Origin of the sequence: Teichococcus deserti (assembly GCF_001982615.1) — a bacterium.
GTDB classification, from domain to species: Bacteria; Pseudomonadota; Alphaproteobacteria; order Acetobacterales; family Acetobacteraceae; genus Pseudoroseomonas; species Pseudoroseomonas deserti.
Genome location: NZ_MLCO01000234.1, coordinates 1 through 18,894 on the forward strand (window position 1 = coordinate 1; position 18,894 = coordinate 18,894).

Consider the following 18,894-nt stretch of genomic DNA (forward strand, 5'->3'; position numbering starts at 1 on the left):
GAACATCTATGACGATGCCGGCTTTTTCGCCGGCTACAGCCAGCTGGCGCGCTCGCGGCACGGGCTGGACGGGGCGCCGGAATGGCCCGCGATCCAGGCGCTGCTGCCGCCGCTGGCCGGGGCTCGGGTGGTCGATCTGGGCTGCGGCTTCGGCTGGTTCGCCCGCTGGGCCCGGGCCCGGGGCGCCGCCGAGGTGCTGGGCATCGACCTGTCGGACCGCATGCTGGCGCGGGCCCGCGCCCTGACCGATGACCCCGGCATCGCCTGGCGCCAGGCCGATCTGGAGACGCTGGCGCTGCCGCCCGCGCGCTTCGAGCTGGCCTATAGCGCGCTGGCCTTCCACTACCTGGTCGACTTCGCACGGCTGGCGGGCATGGTGCACCAGGCCCTGGCGCCGGGCGGGCGCTTCGTCTTCACCATCGAGCACCCGGTCTACATGGCCTCGACCCGCCCCGGCTGGGTGGCGCGGGAGGACGGCGACCGCGCCTGGCCGGTCGACCACTATGCCGAGGAAGGCCCGCGCAGCACCGACTGGCTGGCCCCCGGCGTGATCAAGCAGCACCGCCGGTTGTCGACCACGGTGAATGCCCTGCTCGCCGCCGGCTTCGCCCTGACGGGGCTGGACGAATGGGCGCCGACGCCGGCCCAGCTCGCCGCCCAGCCGGCGCTGCGGGACGAGATGGACCGGCCGATGATGCTGCTGGTGTCAGCCCGGCGCGGCTGACGCGGCTCAGACGCCGATCGCGCTCTCGATCTGCCCGGCGGCGTTGTAGGTGATGGTATAGACGTCCCAGGGATGCGAGCCGGTCAGGTCGTAATCGGTCGCGACCATGCGGCCATCGGCCCAGCGCTGGATCACATAGTCCAGCCGCCCGGCCGCGTCGTAATCCTCTAGCAGCTGGCCGCCCTGGGCGTCGGCGGTGATGACATAGTCCGGCAGGCCGGTGGCGGGGTCGTGGTCGCGCGCCACCTGGCGGCCATCGGCCAGGGTCTCGATGGCATAGGCCAGCCGGCCTTGCGCGTCGTAATCCTCCACCAGGCGGTAGCCGGTGTCGTCGCGGGTGATGACGTAGTCGAGCAGGCCGGTCTCCGGGTTGTAGTCCTCGGCCTTGAGGCGCCCGTCGCTCCAGGTGTTCAGGACATAGTCCTTGTTGCCATTGCCCTTGTCAGAGGTGATGGACTCGTCCCGCCCGTCGAAATACTGGGTGGCGACGTAGTAGGGATCGGCGCTGCCGGGTTCGTAGAGCTTGATCTTCTTGGAGATGTCGCTCGTGTCGTAGCGGCCGGTCCGTTCTTCCCAGTTCTCCACGACCAGCACGACGTGGCCCTCCGCATCCGTCCGGGTCCATTTCTCCAGGAAGCGGGTCGGGTGGTTCGCCAGGGCGCCCCAGTAGGAATAGGCCGTGGTCATCGTGCCACCGTCATCCATGACCGCGACGATGCTGCTGGTCGTGGAGGTCCCTTCGCCCCAGTAGTCGGTGTTGATGGTGTAGGATCGCCAGGCATGCGCCTGGTCCACGTCATAGGTCGTGCGCGAATAGATGCGACCGAAGCCCCATTCATCCATGTCGGTCACGTAGCTGGAGCGGAGCTCGCCGGTGACGGGGTCGTATCTGTTCACGGTGGTCAGGTCGCTCATCGTCACGCACTCCTTGTCACGCACGGCCCGATCAACTTTCGGGTAAGTCATATCGACCCCCGATTGAATCCCCCGTCAAGGCCGCGCCCTGCTGGACGAAGCGCGGCCACGACACCATGCTAGGCGCATGAGCTTCTCGTCGATCTACCGCCACGGCTTCGCCCGCGTCGCGGCCTGCACCACCCGGATCTCGCCGGCCCATCCGGCGGCCAATGCCGCCGCCATCCTGGAGGCGGCGCGGGAAGCCCATGCCGCCGGCGCCGCCACCGCCGTCTTCCCGGAGCTCGGCCTCTCCGGCTATGCCATCGACGACCTGCTGCTGCAGGACACGCTGCTGGAGGCGGTCGAGGCCGCGCTCGAAAGCCTGGCGCGCGACACCGCTGGCCTCCGCCCCCTGCTGCTGATCGGCGCACCGCTGCAGCACCAGGGCCGGGTCTACAACTGCGCGGTGGCGATGCAGGCCGGGCGCATCCTCGGCGTCGTGCCGAAGCAGTTCCTGCCCAACTACCGCGAATTCTACGAGCGGCGGCATTTTGCCTCCGGCGCCGGCACCGAGGGGCAGGCGATCCGACTGGCCGGCCAGGACGCCCCCTTCGGCCCCGACCTGATCTTCGCGGCCAGCGACCTGCCCGGCTTCGTGCTGCATGCCGAGATCTGCGAGGACCTCTGGGTGCCGGTGCCGCCGAGCGCCGTGGCGGCGCTCGCCGGCGCCACGGTGCTGGCCAACCTGTCCGCCAGCAACATCACCGTGGGCAAGGCGGAGACGCGGCGGCTGCTCTGCCAGTCGCAATCGGCGCGCTGCCTGGCCGCCTATCTCTATGCCGCGGCCGGCGCCGGCGAGAGCACCACCGACCTCGCCTGGGACGGCCAGGTCTCGATCTTCGAGAACGGCGCGGTGCTGGCCGAGAGCGAGCGCTTCCCCGCGGGCGCGCAGCTGGTGCTGGCCGATATCGACCTCGACCTGCTGCGCCAGGAACGCGCCCGCCAGGGCACCTTCGACGACAACCGCCGCAGCTTCGCGACGCCCTTCCGCCGGGTTTCCTTCAGCCTGGCGCCGCCTTCCGAGGATATCGGCTTCCGTCGCCCGATCGAGCGCTTCCCCTTCGTCCCCGCCGACGCTGGCCGGCTGCACCAGGACTGCTACGAGGCCTACAACATCCAGGTCGCCGGCCTGGTTCAGCGGGTCCAGGCGACGGGCAACGGGAAGATCATCATCGGCGTCTCGGGCGGCCTCGATTCCACCCAGGCGCTGATCGTGGCGGCCCATGCCATGGACCTGATGAAACGGCCGAGAACGGACATCCTGGCCTTCACCATGCCGGGCTTCGGCACCAGCGAGGGGACGAAGACCAATGCCCATGCGCTGATGGCCGCACTCGGCGTCACCGCGCGGGAGCTCGACATCCGCCCGGCGGCGCGGCAGATGCTGGCCGATCTCGAGCATCCCTTCGCCGATGGCGAGCCGGTCTATGACGTGACCTTCGAGAACGTGCAGGCGGGGCTGCGCACCGACTACCTGTTCCGCGCCGCCAACCGGCATGGCGGCATGGTGCTGGGCACCGGCGACCTGTCCGAGCTGGCGCTGGGCTGGTGCACCTATGGCGTCGGCGACCAGATGTCGCATTACAACGTCAATGGCGGCGTGCCGAAGACGCTGATCCAGCACCTGATCCGCTGGGTGATCGGCTCCGGCCAGTTCAGCGACGAGGTCGGCCGCATCCTCGACGCCATCCTCAACACCGAGATCTCGCCCGAGCTGATCCCGGCGGGCGCCGAGGGCGACGCCGGGCTGCAGAGCACCGAGGCCAAGATCGGCCCCTATGCCCTGCAGGATTTCTCCCTGTTCTACACGCTGCGCTACGGCTTCCGCCCGTCGAAGATCGCGTATCTCGCTTTGCAGGCCTGGGGCGACGCGGCGCGCGGCCACTGGCCGACCGGCTTCCCGGAGGGGCGGCGGAACCAATACGACCTGCCGGCCATCCGCCGCTGGATGGAGGTCTTCCTGGGTCGCTTCTTCGGCTTCGCCCAGTTCAAGCGCTCGGCCATGCCGAACGGGCCGAAGGTCTCGGCCGGCGGGTCGCTGTCGCCGCGCGGCGACTGGCGCGCGCCTTCCGACGGCAATGCCGCGGCCTGGCTCGAGGAGCTGCGCCGCAACGTGCCGGAGAAGTAACCCCGTTCCTCCGACGTCGTTAACGATGTCGGAGGAATTCTCGATGGCTGACAAAGAAGCTTTGCGACACGGCCCGCTCGGCGCCAGCTGCGCGCATCTCTGCGTCGACATGCAGAAGCTGTTCGACACCGGCTCGCCCTGGGAGACGCCCTGGCTGAAGCGCGTGCTGCCGGTGGTGGAGCAGCTGGCGGCGGCGCATCCCGAGGCCAGCATCTTCACCCGCTTCCTGCCGGTGGCGCGGCCCGGCGAAGGCCAGGGCACCTGGCGCCGCTACTACGAGCGCTGGAGCGAGATGACGCTGGAGGCGCTGCCGCCCGAGGCGGTGGAGCTGGTGGCGCCGCTGCAGCGCTTCGTGCCGCCGGGCGTCGTGGTCGACAAGAAGGTCTATTCGCCCTGGGAGGGCACCGGGCTCGACGCGCTGCTGCGTGCGCGCGGCATCGACAGCCTGGTGATCAGCGGCGCCGAGACCGATGTCTGCGTGCTCGCCGCCGTGCTCGGCGCCGTCGATCGCGGCTACCGTGTGGTGGTGCCGGTGGATGCGATCTGCAGCTCCTCCGACGCCTCGCACGACGCGCTGCTGGAGCTCTATACCCGCCGCTTCGGCCAGCAGGTGGAGACCGCGCCCGCCGAGACGATCCTCGCCGCCTGGCGCTGACGCAGTCCTCGCTACTCCGCCAGCACCGCGATGCCGTGCCCGGCCAGCGCGATGCCCAGGCGCTGCCCCGGCGCATGCTGCCCCGCCGCCGAGGGCGCGGTGACGAAGATCTCCCCCGCCTCAGTCGCCAGGGTGTATTCCATGGTGCCGCCCAGATAGGCGGCCTTGGCGACGCTGCCGGTGAGCGCGGCCTCGGGGTCGTCCTCGGTGGTCAGCCGCACCGCCTCGGGGCGCAGCGCCAGCTCGACATCGCCATCGGCGCGGCCGTAATGCGGCAGCCGCAGCACCGCGCGGCCCAGCGTCACCTCGGCCTGGTCGGCATCGATCCGGCGCAGCCGCGCCGGCAGCCGGTTGGCATCGCCGATGAAGCCGGCGACGAAGGCCGAGCGCGGCGCCTGGTACAGGCTGGAAGGCGTGCCCTCCTGCGCGATCACCGCGTTGTTCATGACGATGATGCGGTCGCTGATCGCCAGCGCCTCGCTCTGGTCATGCGTGACATAAAGCGCGGTGACGCCCAGCCGCTGCTGCAGCTCGCGGATCTCCTCCCGCATGTGGCGGCGGAGACGCGCATCGAGGTTGGAGAGCGGCTCGTCGAACAGCAGCACCGAGGGCTCCAGCACCAAAGCGCGGGCGACGGCCACGCGCTGCTGCTGCCCGCCCGACAGCTCCGAGGGCAGCCGCGCGTCGAAGCCGGCGAGGCCAACGCTGGCCAGCGCCGCCCGCGCCGCCTCCGCCGCCGCCCGCTTCGGCTTCCCCGACACCGCCAGCCCGTAGGAGACGTTTTCCAGCACCGTCATATGCGGGAACAGCGCATAGGACTGGAACACCATGGAGACGTCGCGCTCGGCCGGCGGCAGGGTGGAGACGTCGCGGCCGCCGATCAGCACGCGGCCCTCGGTCGGATATTCCAGCCCGGCCACCATGCGCAGGATGGTGGTCTTGCCGCAGCCCGAGGGGCCGAGCAGCGTGCAGAGCTCGCCGGCCGGGATATGGAAGGAAACGTCGCGCACGGCGGTCGCGGCGCCGAAGCGCTTGACCACATGCTCGAAGCGGATATCGGCGGCGCGGGTCATGCGGCGGCTCCGGGCTCGGTCGAGAGGGGGATGGCGGCGCGGCGGCCGATGCGGCGCCGCCCCACGGCCAGCTGCGCCAGGCCCAGCACGGCCAGCATCAGCACGATCAGCACCACAGCGACCGCGATGGCCAGGCCGTAATCGCCGTTGATGACGCGGTTGACGATGAAGACGGTGGCCAGCTCGGTCTCGGCGGTGACCAGGAAGATCACCGCGCTGATCGTCGTCATGGCGCGGACGAAGGCATAGGTCAGCCCGGCGATGATCGCCGGCCGCAGCAGCGGCATCAGCACCCGGCGGAAAGCGTCCAGCCCATTGCCGCCCAGCGTCGAGGAGGCCTCGTCGAGCGAGCGGTCGATCTGCGCCATCGCCGCCATGCCGGAACGCAGCCCCACGGGCAGGTTCCGGAAAATGAAGCAGACGACGATGATGGCGCCGGTCCCGGCGAGCTCCAGCGGCGGCAGGTTGAAGGCGCGCAGATAGGCGACGCCGATCACCGTGCCCGGCACCGCGAAGGACAGGAGCGTGGCGAATTCCAGCAACCCGCGCCCGGCGAACTTGGCGCGGCTGAACAGCCAGGCGGCCAGGATGCCGAAGCCCGCGGTGATGGGGGCGGCGATGGCGGCCAGTTCCAGCGTCGTCAGCACGCTGTTCCAGGCGAGGCCGGTCAGCTGCAGCCCCTGGGTCCATTCGAAGTCGAAGGCCTTCGCCAGATGGCGCAAGGTCGGCGTGTTGTCGCGGCCCCAGATCTCGACGAAGGCGCCGCTGACCGCCAGCACATAGAGGCCGATGGTCAGCCCGGCCCAGGGTAGCGCCAGGCCGAGGCAGAGCCTGCGCAGCCGGGGGGGAAGCGCCGGCGGCAGCCCGCCATCGCCCTTGCCGCCGATCGAGACGAAGGATTTTCGCCCGCCGGTCAGCCGCTGCTGGATGACGAAGACCAGGCAGGCGATCAGCAGCAGCACCAGCGACAGGGTCGCCGCCCGCCCCGGATCTGCCTGGGCGCCGACGACCGCGAAGAAGATTTCCGTGGCCAGCACGTTGAAGCTGCCGCCCAGCACCACGGCATTGCCGAAATCGGCGATGCTCTCGATGAAGCCGAGCAGGAAGGCATTGGCCAGCCCCGGCATCAGCAGCGGCAGCGTCACCGTCCGGAAGATTTTTTCGGGCGAGGCGCGCAGCATGGAGGCTGCTTCCTCCAACGTGGGCGACAGCCCCTCGACCACGCCGATCAGCACCAGGAAGGCGATGGGCGTGAAGGCAAAAAGTTGCGCCAGCAGGATGCCCGGCAAGCCGTAGATCCAGCGCCCCAGCTCCAGCCCGAACCAGTCGGCGGCCAGCTGCGACACCACCCCCGAGCGCCCGAAGATCAGGATCAGCCCGAGGCCCAGGATGAAGGGCGGCGTCACGATCGGCAGCACCGTCAGCCAGCGCAGCGGTTTTGCCAGTGCCACCCCGAGCCGCCCGCGGGTGACCAGCAGGGCGAAGGCCAGGCCCAGCACGGTGGTGCCGAAGCCCACCAGCGTCGCCACCAGCAGCGTGTTCCAGACCACGCCGCAGCGCGGGCCGCCAGCCAGGCACCCCAGGCCCCAGAGCCGGTCATCCGCCAGCCGCGTCACCGCCGCAAGCGGGCTGAGCGCGCCGCCGGCATCGCGGAAGGCGTCGCCCAGCAGGGCGGCCAGGGGGAGGAAGGTGAAAAGCAGCACGCCGATGCCGATGGCCGTCGCGCAGCCGGCGGTGAAGGCGTCGCCGCGGAAGGCGCCGCGCCCGGCCAGCCCCGCCGAGGCGGTCAGCGCCAGCCCCATGGCCACCAGGCTGCCGCCCCAGCCGATGCCGTATTGCCGGTCATCGAGGACGCCAAAGACGCTTTCAAGCCCCGGCCAGGCCCAGCCCTGGACGCCAATGGCCAGCCCCTGGACCACCAGCAGCGCCAGCCCGGCGCCCCCGGCGACCAGGAAGCCGGTCGCCCGGGCGCGGCGCGGCAGCGGGGCGACCCCGGCGATCAGCGCAGCCAGCGGCGCCAGCACCGCCGGCCAGAGCCACCAGCGGCCCTGGCTCGACGCCTGCAGCACGGCGGGGGCGAAATCCGCCTCCCGCCACCAGCCGGGGATCTCCCGGAGCGCGGTCAGCACCCCGTCCTGGGCGAGGTACCACGGGAAGAACAGGGCGGCGATCAGGGCGACCGCAGCCCCGGCGATGCCGGCGGCGCGCATGGCGGGGGCGATCAGCGCGGCAGGCTGTTGACCTCGCGGTCCCAGCGCTCGATCAGGCGGCGGCGCTCGGCGCTGGTGCCGTATTTGGCGAAGTCATAGTCGATCAGTCGGATCTGGCTCATCTGCGGCGCCTCGGCCGGCACGGGGGTGCTGCGGTTAGAGGGCGTCTGGAACGACTTGGCCTCGGCGCCGATCTGCTGGGCGGCGGGCGTCAGCGCCCAGTCGTAGAAGCGCCGCGCGTTGCGCTCGTTGCGGCTGCCGCGGATGATCGACATCGAACCGATCTCATAGCCGGTGCCCTCGCAGGGCAGCGCGAACTGCGCCGGGAAGCCGCCCAGCCGCTCGGTCACCACGTCATGCACGAAGGAGATCGAGACGCCGGTCTCGCCGCGCGCCACCGCCTTGACCGGCGCCGTGCCGCTGCGCGGATAGGCGTTGATGTTGCGGTGCAGCTGCTTCAGGTAGTCGAAGGCCGCCTCCTCGCCCATCACCTGCACCATGGTGGCGATCATCACATAGGCCGTGCCGCTGGACTGCGGATTGGCCATCTGGATCTCGTTGCGGAAGGGCGGCGTCAGCAGGTCGCGCCAGCAGGCCGGCGGCGTGATGTTGCGCCGCGCCAGCAGCTCGGTGTTGAAGCCGAAGCCCAGCGCGCCGGCATAGATGCCGACGGTGCGATACTGGGAGTCCCGCGCCTGCTTCTGCGCCCAGTCATAGAGCTGGTCGAGCATCGGCGAGCGGTATTCGGCGGTCAGGTTGTCCTCGGCCGCCTGGAGGTGCGGGTCGCCGGTGCCGCCATACCAGATGTCGCCGCGCGGGTTCTGCGCCTCGGCGCGGATCTGCGCCAGCACCTCGCCGCTGCCCTTCTGCGACATGCTGACGCGGATGCCGGTCTCCTTGGCGAAGGCATTGGCCGCGGCCTGGCACCACTCGACCTGCGCCGAGCAATAGAGGTTCAGGCTGCCCTGGGCGGCGGCGGGTGCCGCCAGGGCGCCGAGGCCCAGCATGGCGAAGACGGTCGCGCCCAGCGCGCGGCGGAAGGTGGTGATGCGCATCGTTTCCCCCAGGGCCGGCAGTGGCGCGGCTCCAGGGAGAAATGAAATAAAACTGTCACATTGGCAATGGCGGGATGGGCCCCTACCCGGCCCCCAGCCCCACCAGCGTGTCGCGCAGCGCCGCCACCGAGCGGAAGGTCTCGCGGTTCAGCGCCTCGTCGGGGAACTCGACATCGAAGCGCTCCTCCAGCGCGGCCATGATGTCGACGGCGCGCAGCGAGGTCAGACCATGGGCGAAAAGGTCCCCCTCCAGCGGCAGCACGCCGTCGCCGGCGGGCAGGCCGGCGCAGCGGGTCAGCACCTCGCGCACCACCCTTTCGATCTCGATCATCGGGTCCCTCCGCCGCCAGCGGGGCAGGATGCCGCGATGCCCGCTAAGAGAGGCTTTACGGCAGCGGCGCCGTCTCCTTCAGGAAGCCCGCGAGCTGGGAGAAATCGTCCCGCCGCGGGTCGGTGCCGCGCCAGACCAGGCCGATCTGCCGGCCGATGCCGTCCTCGTCCAGCGGCCGGGTGGCGACCAGCCCGTCCAGCTCACCCCCACCCGCCTGGCCTGCAAGGGCAGGCAACAGAGAAAAGCCTTCGCCGGCGGCGATCATGTGGCGCAGCATCTCCAGGCTGCTGGCGAAGCGTTCCTCGCGGTCGCCGCGCGGCAGGGCGCAGAGCGACAGCGCCTGGTCGCGCAGGCAATGGCCCTCCTCCAGCAGCAGCAGCCGGTCCGCCTCCTCGGCGCCCTGCAGCGCCTGCAGGGTCAGCCGTCGGCGCGCCAGCAGCGGATGCCCGGGCGGACAGGCGAGAAGGAAAGGCTCGAAGAACAGGGGCTCGGCGGCCAGGTTGCCGGCCGGCGGCGGCAGGGCGATCAGCGCGGCGTCCAGCTCGCCGGCTTCCAGCGCCGCCACCAGCCCGGCGGTGCGCCCTTCCTGCAGGCGCAGCACCAGCTCGGGGAAGCGCGCCCGCACGTCGCGCAGCACCCGCGGCAGGTAGTAGGGGCCGAGCGTCGCGATGACGCCCAGACGCAGCGGCCCGGACAGCGGCGCCGCCTGCTGCTGCGCCAGGTCCAGCAGCCCGCGCGCCTCGCGCATCACCGCCCGCGCCTGGGCCAGCAGCACGGCCCCTTGAGCGGTCACCTCGACGCGGCGCGCCTGGCGCTCGAACAGGGTGACGCCCAGCAGCGCCTCCAGCTTGCGGATCTGCTCGGACAGCGCCGGCTGGCTGACGCCGCAGCGCTCGGCGGCGCGGCCGAAATGCCGCAGCTCGGCCACGGCCACGGCATATTCCAGGTCGCGGAGCGACAATCCGGCCAGGGTCTGCGGGGCCATGCGGGTCCTTCGTTGCTCGCGGCGCAATCTGGCATCGCCGCCCCCTGACGACAATGTCATGCGATTGCGATAGACGCCGCCGCGGCCCTGCCGCAGAGGGCGGCGCCATGGAATATGGCCGCCGCTTCAAGTTTCTCGTCTGCGCCCCGGGCTTCGACGAAGCCGATCTCGAGGGCGCGCGCCTGCACCAGATCCTCGCCGAGATCGAGGGCATGGGCTATGCCGTCACCCGCGCCCGGCGCGACGACGATGCCGAGCTCGTGGTGCGCACCGATGCCGCCATCGGCTGCATCGTGGTCGACTGGGGCAAGAAGGGGCTGCAGGGCCGCTCGGCGGCGCTGATCTCGCTGGTCCGCAAGCGCGGGCTGGACGTTCCGGTCATCCTCCTCGTCCGCCGCCAGCGCCTGGAAGACATCCCCGTCGAGGTGCTGGACGATGTCGACGGCTTCGTCTTCCTGGCGGAGGAGACGCCGGGCTTCATCGCCCGCAACCTGGTCTCCAAGCTGCGGCAGTACGCCGAGACGCTGAAGACGCCCTTCTTCGGCGCCCTGGTCGACTATGCCGAGCAGGGCAACCAGCTCTGGACCTGCCCCGGCCACAATGGCGGCAATTTCTACGCGCGCAGCCCGATCGGCCGCATTTTCGTCGAGCATCTGGGCCAGGCCGTCTTCCGCGACGACCTGGACAATTCGGTGCTGGAGATGGGCGACCTGCTGACGCATGAGGGGCCGGCGCTGAAGGCGCAGCAGGAAGCCGCGGAAATCTTTGGCGCCGAGCGCACCTACTTCGTGCTCAACGGCACCTCGACCTCGAACAAGATCGCGCTGCAGGCGCTGCTGGCCGAGGGCGACCTGGTGCTGTTCGACCGCAACAACCACAAGGCGGCGCATCACGGCGCGCTGTTCCTGGGCGAGGCGACGCCGATCTTCGTCGAGACCCGCCGCAACGCCCACGGGTTGATCGGCCCCATGTCGGCCGATGCCCTGGACGAGGACCGCCTGCGGCAGGCGATCCGCGACAACCCGTTGGTGAAAGACCCGGAGGCCTGGCAGCGCCCGCGCCCCTTCCGCGCCGCGGTGGTCGAGCAATGCACCTATGACGGCACCATCCATTCGGCCGAGGCGATCATCGCCCGCATCGGCCATCTCTGCGACTATATTCTTTTCGACGAGGCCTGGGCGGGCTTCATGAAGTTCCACCCGCTGTTCCGCGGCCGCTTCGGCATGGGGCTGGAAAAGCTCGGCCTCGACAGCCCCGGCATCATCGTCACCCAGAGCACCCACAAGCAGCTGGCCAGCTTCTCCCAGGCCTCGCAGATCCACGTGAAGGACAGCCATCTCGGCGAGCAGCGCCGGCGTGTCGAGCACCGCCGCTTCAACGAGATGTTTCTGCTGCACGCCTCGACCAGCCCCTTCTATCCGCTCTTCGCCTCGCTGGACGTCGGCGCGCAGATGATGAAGGGGCGCTCGGGCACGGTGCTGTGGGACGACACCGTCCGCCTCGGCATCGAGCTGCGCAAGAAGCTGCGCCTGACCGCGCGCGACTTCGCCGCCGACCCCGACCCGGCGCGCCGCTGGTTCTTCGAGCCCTTCGTGCCGAAGACGGCGACCGTCGACGGCCGTGAGACGCCGTGGGAGGAGGCGCCGACCGACGCGCTCGCCAGCGACCCGGCGCATTGGTCGCTGACGCCGGCCGCCGAATGGCACGGCTTCGGCGGGAACCCGGATGGCTGGGCCATCACCGACCCGAACAAGCTGACCCTGCTGACCCCGGGCTTCCGCGACGGCGATTATGACGACCACGGCATCCCCGCCCCCGTCGTCGCCGAATACCTGCGGCAGAACCGCATCGTGCCGGAGAAGAACGACCTCAATTCCCTGCTGTTCCTGCTGACGCCGGGCGTCGAGAGCAGCAAGGCCGGCACCCTGCTGGCCCACCTGATCACCTTCAAGAAGCTGCACGACATGAATGCGCCGCTGGACGAGGTGATCCCGAACTTCGTCGCCCGCCGCCCCGCCCGCTACGGCCGCGCGCGCCTGCGCGACCTCTGCGCCGAGATGCATTCTTTCTACAGGAGCGCCGGGATCAGCCGCCTTCAGTCCGCGCAGTTCTCGGAGACGCATTTCCCGGACATGGCGATGGCGCCGAACGAGGCGGTGCGCGCCCTGGTCAAGAACAAGGTCGACTACGTGCCGCTGGAGCAGACGGCGGGGCGCATCGCCGCCACCCTCTGGCTGGTCTATCCGCCCGGCATCGCCACCATCATCCCCGGCGAGCGCCTGGGCAACCGCGCCCAGCCGATGGTCGACTACCTGAAGGCCTTCGAGGCCGCCTGCAACCGCTTCCCCGGCTTCGAGAGCGAGGTGCAGGGGCTGTACCGCGAGACCGATGCGGAGGGCCGCATCCGCTTCCACACCTATGTGGTGCGGGAATAGGGCTCACCCCCCCGTCAGCCCCTTGACCACGGTCGCCAGCGATCCGGCGATGGCCAGCGCCAGCGCCGCCTGGCGGCCGCGCTCGGGGGCCACATGCGGCGCCAGGCGCTGGCCGAGCAGCAGGCCGGCGCCGAGCGCGGCGAAGAGCGCCCCCGCCTCCAGCAGACCGACCGGCGGCAGGCCCTTGGCCAGCACCGAGCCGCCATTGACGATGGCGAAATAGAGCTGGATGGAGCCGACGAAGGCGCGGTGCCCCCAGCCGCTGCCGAGCGCATAGATGGTCACCGCCGGCCCGCCGATGCCGGCGGTGACCGTCATGAAGCCGCTGACCGCCCCCGCCCCCACCGCGCCGCCCCAGCCATGGAAGATGCCGAGCCTGCGCGCATGCTGCACCGCCAGCAGCGCCGCGACCGACAGGGCGCCGATGCCGACCATCAGTGCCGGCGCCGGCACCGCTGACGCCGTCCACAGGCCGAGCGGAAAGGCCAGCAGCGCCGGGACCGCGAGCAGCGCCACGCGCTTGATCTGCACGTCGCGCCAGACCTGGGCCAGCAGCAGCAGGTTGGTGCAGAAGGCCAGGGCATTGGCCAGCAGCACGCCGAGATGCGGCCCTGTCGCCAGCACCAGCAGCGGCGCCGCCACCAGCGAGAAGCCGATGCCGGTCAGCCGCTGCGTCGCGGCGCCGACCAGCACCGCCGATCCCATCAGCGCCAGCACGCCCGCGCCGAAATGCTCCATCACGCGACAGACAGGTAGTCGGCGGCGCAGAGCGCCTGCAGCCGGATCACTGCGATGGCTTCTTCCACCGCGACATGCTCCTGGTCGGTGCCCATGCTGAGGTTGGACGGGCCGCAGATCACCGCCGGGATGCCGCGCCAGCGCCAGTAGCGCGCATCCGTCCCCCCCAGGCTGCAGACCGGCGGACCGTCCAGGCTGAGCAGGCCGCGGGTGTTGCGCCGCAGGATCCGCGCCATCTCGCAATCCGGGTCGGTCATGCTGGCGGGGTAGGAATGGTCCTCGTTGACGACCATCGAGCAGTGGCCGGCCTCCGCCATGGCTTCCAGCTCGGCGCGGACGGCGTCGCGGTCGGTGCCGTAGGGCAGCCGGATGTCGAGATGGGCGCTGCAGGCGGTCGGGATCTGCGTCGCCTTCTGCCCGCCCTGGATGATGCCGATATTGACGGTGATGCGCCGCGCCGTCTCGGCAGCACCCTTGCCCAGCAGGCGGTCGGCGGCGGCCACCGTCGCCGGCGCCGTCAGCAGCGCGTCGATCGCCGGGTCCATCTCGCCCAGCTTCAGATGGAAGCGCTCATAGATGGCGTGGGTCAGCCTGACGATCCGCTCGATCGGGTTCGGCGCCTGGTGCGGATAGCCGCCATGGCCGCCGATCCCCGTCGAGGACAGCGAGAAGCGCAGCGTCCCCTTCTCCATGAAGCGGATATTGCCCAGCGCGCTGGGCTCGCCGTTCAGGCAGCAATCCGCCTCGACCACCTCCGGATGCTGCTCGAACAGGAAGCGGGTGCCGTAGCGCCCGCCCGACTGCTCGTCCGAGACCACCGTCAGCGACAGCGCGCCAGCGAGCTCGGCCCGATGCGCATGCAGGTAGCAGTAGGCCATGATGCCGGCGAGCGTCCCGGTCTTCATGTCCGAGGCGCCGCGGCCATAGAGCAGCCCGTCGCGGATCGGGGCCTCCCACAGCGCCTCGTTCTGCACCGGGAAGACGTCCATATGGCCGTTCAGCACCAGGTGCCGGCCCGGGCGCCCGCCCTCCCAGCGGCCGACGACGTTCGGCATCTCATCCACCGCCGCCAGGGTGCGGTGCGGCACGCCATGCCGGTCCAGGATGCCGCGGACGAAAGCGGCGGCCTCGCGGGTATCCCCCGGCGGATTGACGCTGCGGATGCGCAGGAACTGCTGCAGCGTCGCGATGAGCTGGTCGCGGTCGGCATCGATGCGCGCGTTGATCGCGGCGCGCAGCGCGGAAGTGGTGGCCAAGGCCCGTCCCCTCGGATGGCGTTTCCCCCTGGGGTGGCACCAGTCGCCGCGGCTGGCAAGCCGGCCCGCCGCTGTGACACGCCCGACACGCCGGGCGCAAAGTCGTTGCGTCATTCGCATTACCGTATTGCCGCGCCGCCATCCCCCGCCCACAAGTTTCACGTCAGGGTTGCAGGGTTCGCCTTTCGCTCCTCCTGGGATTGGTTCCTCACCAGCTTGATTCCCGCGACACCCGCGAAGGACTGCCGATGACCATGTTCGACCCCCTTGCCGGCCTCGACTGGGGCATCAAGGCGCCCGGCCCCTGGATCACCTATTTCTTCGCCCCCGAAGGCGAGGCGATGCTGCCGGAGAAGGAGGAGGTGCTGACCGTCGGCTGGAACGAGTATGAGAAGGCGCAGGTTCGCGCCGCCCTCGACACCTTCTCCCAGATCACCAACCTGCGCTTCGGCGAGGTGGCCTTCGATGAGGAAGGCGAGCCCGAGGCCTCACCGATGCTGGTGCTCAGCCTGATGGACATGCAGGATGCAAGCCTGCTGGGCTCCTGCGAGCCGCTGGGCAAGGCAGAGCCGGCCATCGCCCGTTTCAATGTCGGCGGCGTCACCTGGTCGCGCGAGGCCGGCGGTGCGCTGGAGCAGGGCGGCGACGCCTTCCAGACGCTGATCCATGAATTCGGCCACGGGCTTGGCCTGTCGCACCCGCATGACACCGGGCTGAACGGCGATTCGCCGATCTTCCCCGGCGTCGTCGACAGCAAGGGCGAGCGTGGCTACGGCGAATACGATCTGAACCAGAGCGTCTGGACCATGATGTCCTACGTCCGCGGCTGGCCCACCGGGCCGAACGGCGTGCTGGACACCGATGACTACGGCCTCGGCAAGACGCCGATGGCCTTCGACATCGCCGTGCTGCAGGCGAAGTACGGCGCCAACATGCAATGGGCGACCGGCGACGATGTCTATGAGCTCGCCGACGAGGACACCACCGGCACCGGCTACAGCGCCATCTGGGATGCCGGCGGCAGCGACACCATCCGCTACGGCGGCGCGCGCGACGCGGTGATCGACCTGAATGCCGCCACGCTCCGCTGGGAGGTGGGCGGCGCCGGCTGGGTCTCCTATGTCGACGGCGTGCATGGCGGCGTCACCGTCGCGCATGGCGTGGTGATCGAGAATGCCAGCAGCGGCGCCGGCGACGACCTGCTGCGCGGCAATGCGGCCGACAACCGCCTGGCGGGCGGCCTGGGCGACGACGTGATCGAGGGCGGCGCCGGCCGCGACACCGCGGTCTTCGGCGTGACCCTGGCCGAGCAGGGCGGCGAATGGCAGGTGGCCGAGGGCGGCCATGTCCTGTCCGGCGCCGAGGGCCGCGACGTGCTGCGCGGCATCGAGGTCTTCGCCTTCGCCGACGGCAGCATCGCGCTGGACGACGGCAATGCCCTGGTCGACGACCTGACCTATGCCCTGGCCAATCGCGACGTCTGGGCGGCGCGCATCGATGCCAATGCGCATTACGCCGCGCATGGCTGGCGCGAGGGCCGCGACCCCAATGCCTTCTTCTCCACCCGCGGCTACCTGGCCGCCAATGCCGACCTGGCCGCCGCCGGGATCAATCCGCTGGACCATTACGCGGCGCATGGCTGGCAGGAAGGCCGCGCCGCCTCGGCCAGCTTCGACAGCCGGGTCTATCTGGAGCGCAACGCCGACGTGAAGGCTGCCGGCGTCAACCCGCTGGAGCACTTCCTGGCGCATGGCCTGGCCGAGGGACGCGCGATCTTCGACGCCGTCGGCAGCGCCATCGCGGAGGGCTTCGACGCCACCTACTACCTGCTGGCCAACCCGGATGTCGCCGCCGCCGGCATGCCGGCGGCGCAGCACTGGAAGGACTACGGCGCGGCGGAAGGGCGCAATCCGAATGGCTGGTTCGACAGCACCGCCTACCGGCAGGCCAATGCCGATGTGGCGCAGGCCGGCCTCGACCCGCTCGCCCACTACATGCGCTGGGGCTGGCTGGAGGGGCGCGCCGCCGGGCCGGACTTCGACACGGCGCGCTACCTGGCGGCCAATGCCGATGTCGCCGCCGCCGGGATCAACCCGCTGCAGCATTTCCTGACCCAGGGCATCCATGAGGGGCGCGACGCCTTCGCCCTGGCCTGACCGCGGCGCCGGCGCGGCGGGGCCCCGGCCCGGCCGCGCCGGCCGTTCGCTCGATAGGTCTACCCTATCACAATCAAAAAGAAGATCGATTTATCCGATCCATCGGCGGCTGCTAGTCAGGCTTTACCTGCAGCAGGAGCCCGACCGATGTCCGACACCGCCCGCCGCCCCGTCCTGACCACCACCGCCGGCGCCCCCGTCCCCGACAACCAGAACAGCCTCTCCGCCGGGCCGCGCGGGCCGCTGCTGATGCAGGACTACCGGCTGATCGAGAAGCTGGCGCACCAGAACCGCGAGCGCATCCCCGAGCGCGTGGTCCATGCCAAGGGCTCCGGCGCCTATGGCACGCTGACGGTGACCCAGGACATCACCCGCTTCACCAGGGCCGCGCTGTTCCGCCCTGGCGCGGTGACCGAGACGCTGCTGCGCTTCTCCACCGTCGCCGGCGAGCGGGGCGCGGCGGATGCCGAGCGCGACGTGCGCGGCTTCGCCCTGAAATTCTACACCGAGGAAGGCAACTGGGACCTGGTCGGCAACAACACGCCGGTCTTCTTCATCCGCGACCCGATGAAGTTTCCCGACTTCATCCGCACACAGAAGCGCCATCCGGCGACCAACCTGCGCTCGCCCACGGCGATGTGGGACTTCTGGTCGCTCTCGCCCGAGAGCCTGCACCAGGTGACCATCCTGTTCAGCGACCGCGGCCTGCCGCAGGGCTACCGCCACATGCATGGCTATGGCAGCCACACCTATTCGCTGATCAACGCCGCCAACGAGCGCTTCTGGGTGAAGTTCCACTTCAAGTCGCTGCAGGGCATCCGCACCTGGACCAACGACGAGGCGAACGCCGTCATCGCGACCGACCGCGAAAGCGCCCAGCGCGACCTCTATGACGCGATCGAGCAGGGCGACTTCCCGCGCTGGCGCGTCTGCGTCCAGGTGATGCCGGAGCTCGACGCCGACAAGACCGCCTACAATCCCTTCGATCTCACGAAAGTCTGGCCGCATGCCGACTACCCGCTGATCGAGGTCGGCCTGCTGGAGCTGAACCGCAACGCCCGCCACTACTTCGCCGAGATCGAGCAGGCCTCCTTCTCGCCCTCCAACATCGTCCCCGGCATCGGCTTCTCGCCCGACAAGGTGCTGCAGGGCCGGCTCTTCGCCTATGCCGATGCGCATCGCTACCGCGTCGGCACGCATTACGAGGCGCTGCCGGTCAACCGCCCGCGCTGCCCGGTGCACCACTACCATGCCGACGGCGCCATGCGCTTCGACGCGCCGGTGGGCCACGACGCCTATTACGAGCCGAACTCCTTCGACGGCCCGGTCGAGGCGCCCTCCGCCAAGGAGCCGCCGCTGCGCATCGCGGGCGATGCCGACCATCACGACCACCGCGCCGGCAATGACGACCACACCCAGCCTGGCAACCTGTTCCGCCTGATGGACCCCGCGCAGCAGCAGCGGCTGTTCCGCAACATCGCCGGCGCCATGCAGGGCGTGCCGCGCGCCATCATCGACCGCCAGCTGGCGCATTTCTCCAAGGCCGACCCGGCCTATGGCGCCGGCGTCGCCGCGGCGATCGCGGAAATCCATGGCGAGAGCGGCTCGGCCCCCACCACCAGCCAGGCCGCCGAATAGCTTTTTTTTCAGTTCCCGCCCCGGCCTTGCCTCGCCGGGGCGGGTCCTCTTGCCGGAGCCGCCCCCATGTCCGCCGCCCTGCAGCCGGCCCCGCTGGCCTTCCCCCTCCGCGCCGGCACCCGCGCCTCGCCGCTGGCGCTGGCCCAGACCCGGCTGGTGCTGCAGGCGCTGGGCCTGCCCGGCGCGGCGGTCCCGCTCGCCACCAGCGGCGATGCCGAGCCGCGGCGCTCGCTGGCAGCCCTCGGCGGCAAGGGACTTTTCGCCAAGGAGATCCATGAGGCGCTGCTCGACGGCCGTGTGGACTTTGCCGTCCACAGCCTGAAGGACCTGGAGACCGAGCTGCCCTCGGGCCTGGTCATCGCCGCCCATCTGCCGCGGTAGGATCCCCGGGACGCCCTGATCCTGGCTCCCGGCACCCCGCCGGAAGAACACGCCCTGCCCTTCCCCACCCTGCCGGTCGGCGCGCGGGTCGGCACCGCCTCGGCCCGGCGGATGGCGCAGCTGCGCCATGCCCGGCCCGACCTGCGCTGCGGCCTGCTGCGGGGGAATGTGC

At 70.5% G+C, this 18,894-nt stretch carries 14 protein-coding genes and 1 pseudogene; 7 read left to right on the forward strand and 8 right to left on the reverse strand.

Translation table 11 applies throughout. From position 1 onward, the window contains the following. Positions 1-724 (forward strand): class I SAM-dependent methyltransferase (locus tag BKE38_RS21630; protein WP_076959316.1); only part of this gene is annotated, 724 nt, incomplete at its 5' end. Between the two features lie 6 nt (positions 725-730). Here the strand turns inward: BKE38_RS21630 and BKE38_RS21635 are convergent. Further along, a complete protein-coding gene (locus tag BKE38_RS21635; RefSeq protein ID WP_076959317.1) occupies positions 731-1,639 on the reverse strand; it encodes a hypothetical protein in 909 nt (302 codons plus the stop codon). Between the two features lie 127 nt (positions 1,640-1,766). Here BKE38_RS21635 and BKE38_RS21640 point away from each other — a divergent pair, with 127 nt between their 5' ends. Beyond that, complete coding sequence (locus BKE38_RS21640) at positions 1,767-3,809, forward strand: NAD(+) synthase (protein ID WP_076959318.1); 2,043 nt, start codon at positions 1,767-1,769, stop codon at positions 3,807-3,809. 43 nt (positions 3,810-3,852) lie between these two features. Continuing rightward, entirely contained in the window at positions 3,853-4,464 is a 612-nt protein-coding gene (locus tag BKE38_RS21645) for a cysteine hydrolase family protein (protein WP_076959328.1), read from the forward strand. Positions 4,465-4,475: 11 nt separating this feature from the next. On the opposite strand, the gene BKE38_RS21650 is transcribed toward BKE38_RS21645, so the two are convergent. From BKE38_RS21650 to BKE38_RS21670, 5 genes are all read right to left on the reverse strand, one after another. Beyond that, positions 4,476-5,537: an ABC transporter ATP-binding protein gene (locus BKE38_RS21650; protein WP_076959319.1), complete on the reverse strand. Its 1,062-nt coding sequence runs from the start codon at positions 5,535-5,537 to the stop codon at positions 4,476-4,478. Continuing rightward, complete coding sequence (locus tag BKE38_RS21655; protein ID WP_106409277.1) at positions 5,534-7,747, reverse strand: ABC transporter permease; 2,214 nt, start codon at positions 7,745-7,747, stop codon at positions 5,534-5,536. The genes BKE38_RS21650 and BKE38_RS21655 overlap by 4 nt, the downstream gene beginning before the upstream one ends. 11 nt (positions 7,748-7,758) lie before the next feature. After that, positions 7,759-8,802 carry an ABC transporter substrate-binding protein gene (locus BKE38_RS21660; protein WP_083747751.1) on the reverse strand — a complete coding sequence of 348 codons (1,044 nt, stop codon included), beginning with the start codon at positions 8,800-8,802 and terminating at the stop codon, positions 7,759-7,761. An 82-nt stretch (positions 8,803-8,884) separates the two neighbouring features. Then, positions 8,885-9,133: an acyl carrier protein gene (locus BKE38_RS21665; RefSeq protein ID WP_076959321.1), complete on the reverse strand. Its 249-nt coding sequence runs from the start codon at positions 9,131-9,133 to the stop codon at positions 8,885-8,887. A gap of 55 nt (positions 9,134-9,188) precedes the next feature. Further along, positions 9,189-10,118 (reverse strand): LysR substrate-binding domain-containing protein, encoded by a 930-nt coding sequence (locus tag BKE38_RS21670; RefSeq protein ID WP_076959322.1) that lies wholly within the window; start codon positions 10,116-10,118, stop codon positions 9,189-9,191. Between the two features lie 107 nt (positions 10,119-10,225). Here BKE38_RS21670 and BKE38_RS21675 point away from each other — a divergent pair, with 107 nt between their 5' ends. Beyond that, the gene (locus BKE38_RS21675; protein WP_076959323.1) at positions 10,226-12,553 is read left to right on the forward strand and encodes an Orn/Lys/Arg family decarboxylase; all 2,328 of its coding nucleotides are present in this window, start codon (positions 10,226-10,228) and stop codon (positions 12,551-12,553) included. 3 nt (positions 12,554-12,556) lie between these two features. Here BKE38_RS21675 and BKE38_RS21680 read toward each other — a convergent pair whose 3' ends face one another. Both BKE38_RS21680 and BKE38_RS21685 read right to left on the reverse strand, forming a co-directional pair. Next, the gene (locus tag BKE38_RS21680; protein WP_083747752.1) at positions 12,557-13,291 is read right to left on the reverse strand and encodes a TSUP family transporter; all 735 of its coding nucleotides are present in this window, start codon (positions 13,289-13,291) and stop codon (positions 12,557-12,559) included. Beyond that, positions 13,291-14,547, reverse strand: coding sequence for a M20/M25/M40 family metallo-hydrolase (locus tag BKE38_RS21685; RefSeq protein WP_076959324.1), 1,257 nt, complete (start codon positions 14,545-14,547; stop codon positions 13,291-13,293). Before BKE38_RS21685 ends, BKE38_RS21680 begins: the two co-directional genes overlap by 1 nt. 248 nt (positions 14,548-14,795) lie before the next feature. Here BKE38_RS21685 and BKE38_RS21690 point away from each other — a divergent pair, with 248 nt between their 5' ends. From BKE38_RS21690 to BKE38_RS30545, 3 genes and pseudogenes are all read left to right on the forward strand, one after another. Beyond that, a complete protein-coding gene (locus tag BKE38_RS21690) occupies positions 14,796-16,703 on the forward strand; it encodes a M10 family metallopeptidase C-terminal domain-containing protein (protein WP_076959325.1) in 1,908 nt (635 codons plus the stop codon). A gap of 147 nt (positions 16,704-16,850) precedes the next feature. Further along, positions 16,851-18,341, forward strand: coding sequence for a catalase (locus BKE38_RS21695; protein ID WP_076959326.1), 1,491 nt, complete (start codon positions 16,851-16,853; stop codon positions 18,339-18,341). A gap of 66 nt (positions 18,342-18,407) precedes the next feature. Next, positions 18,408-18,894: pseudogene (locus tag BKE38_RS30545) on the forward strand (hydroxymethylbilane synthase); the annotation flags it as partial.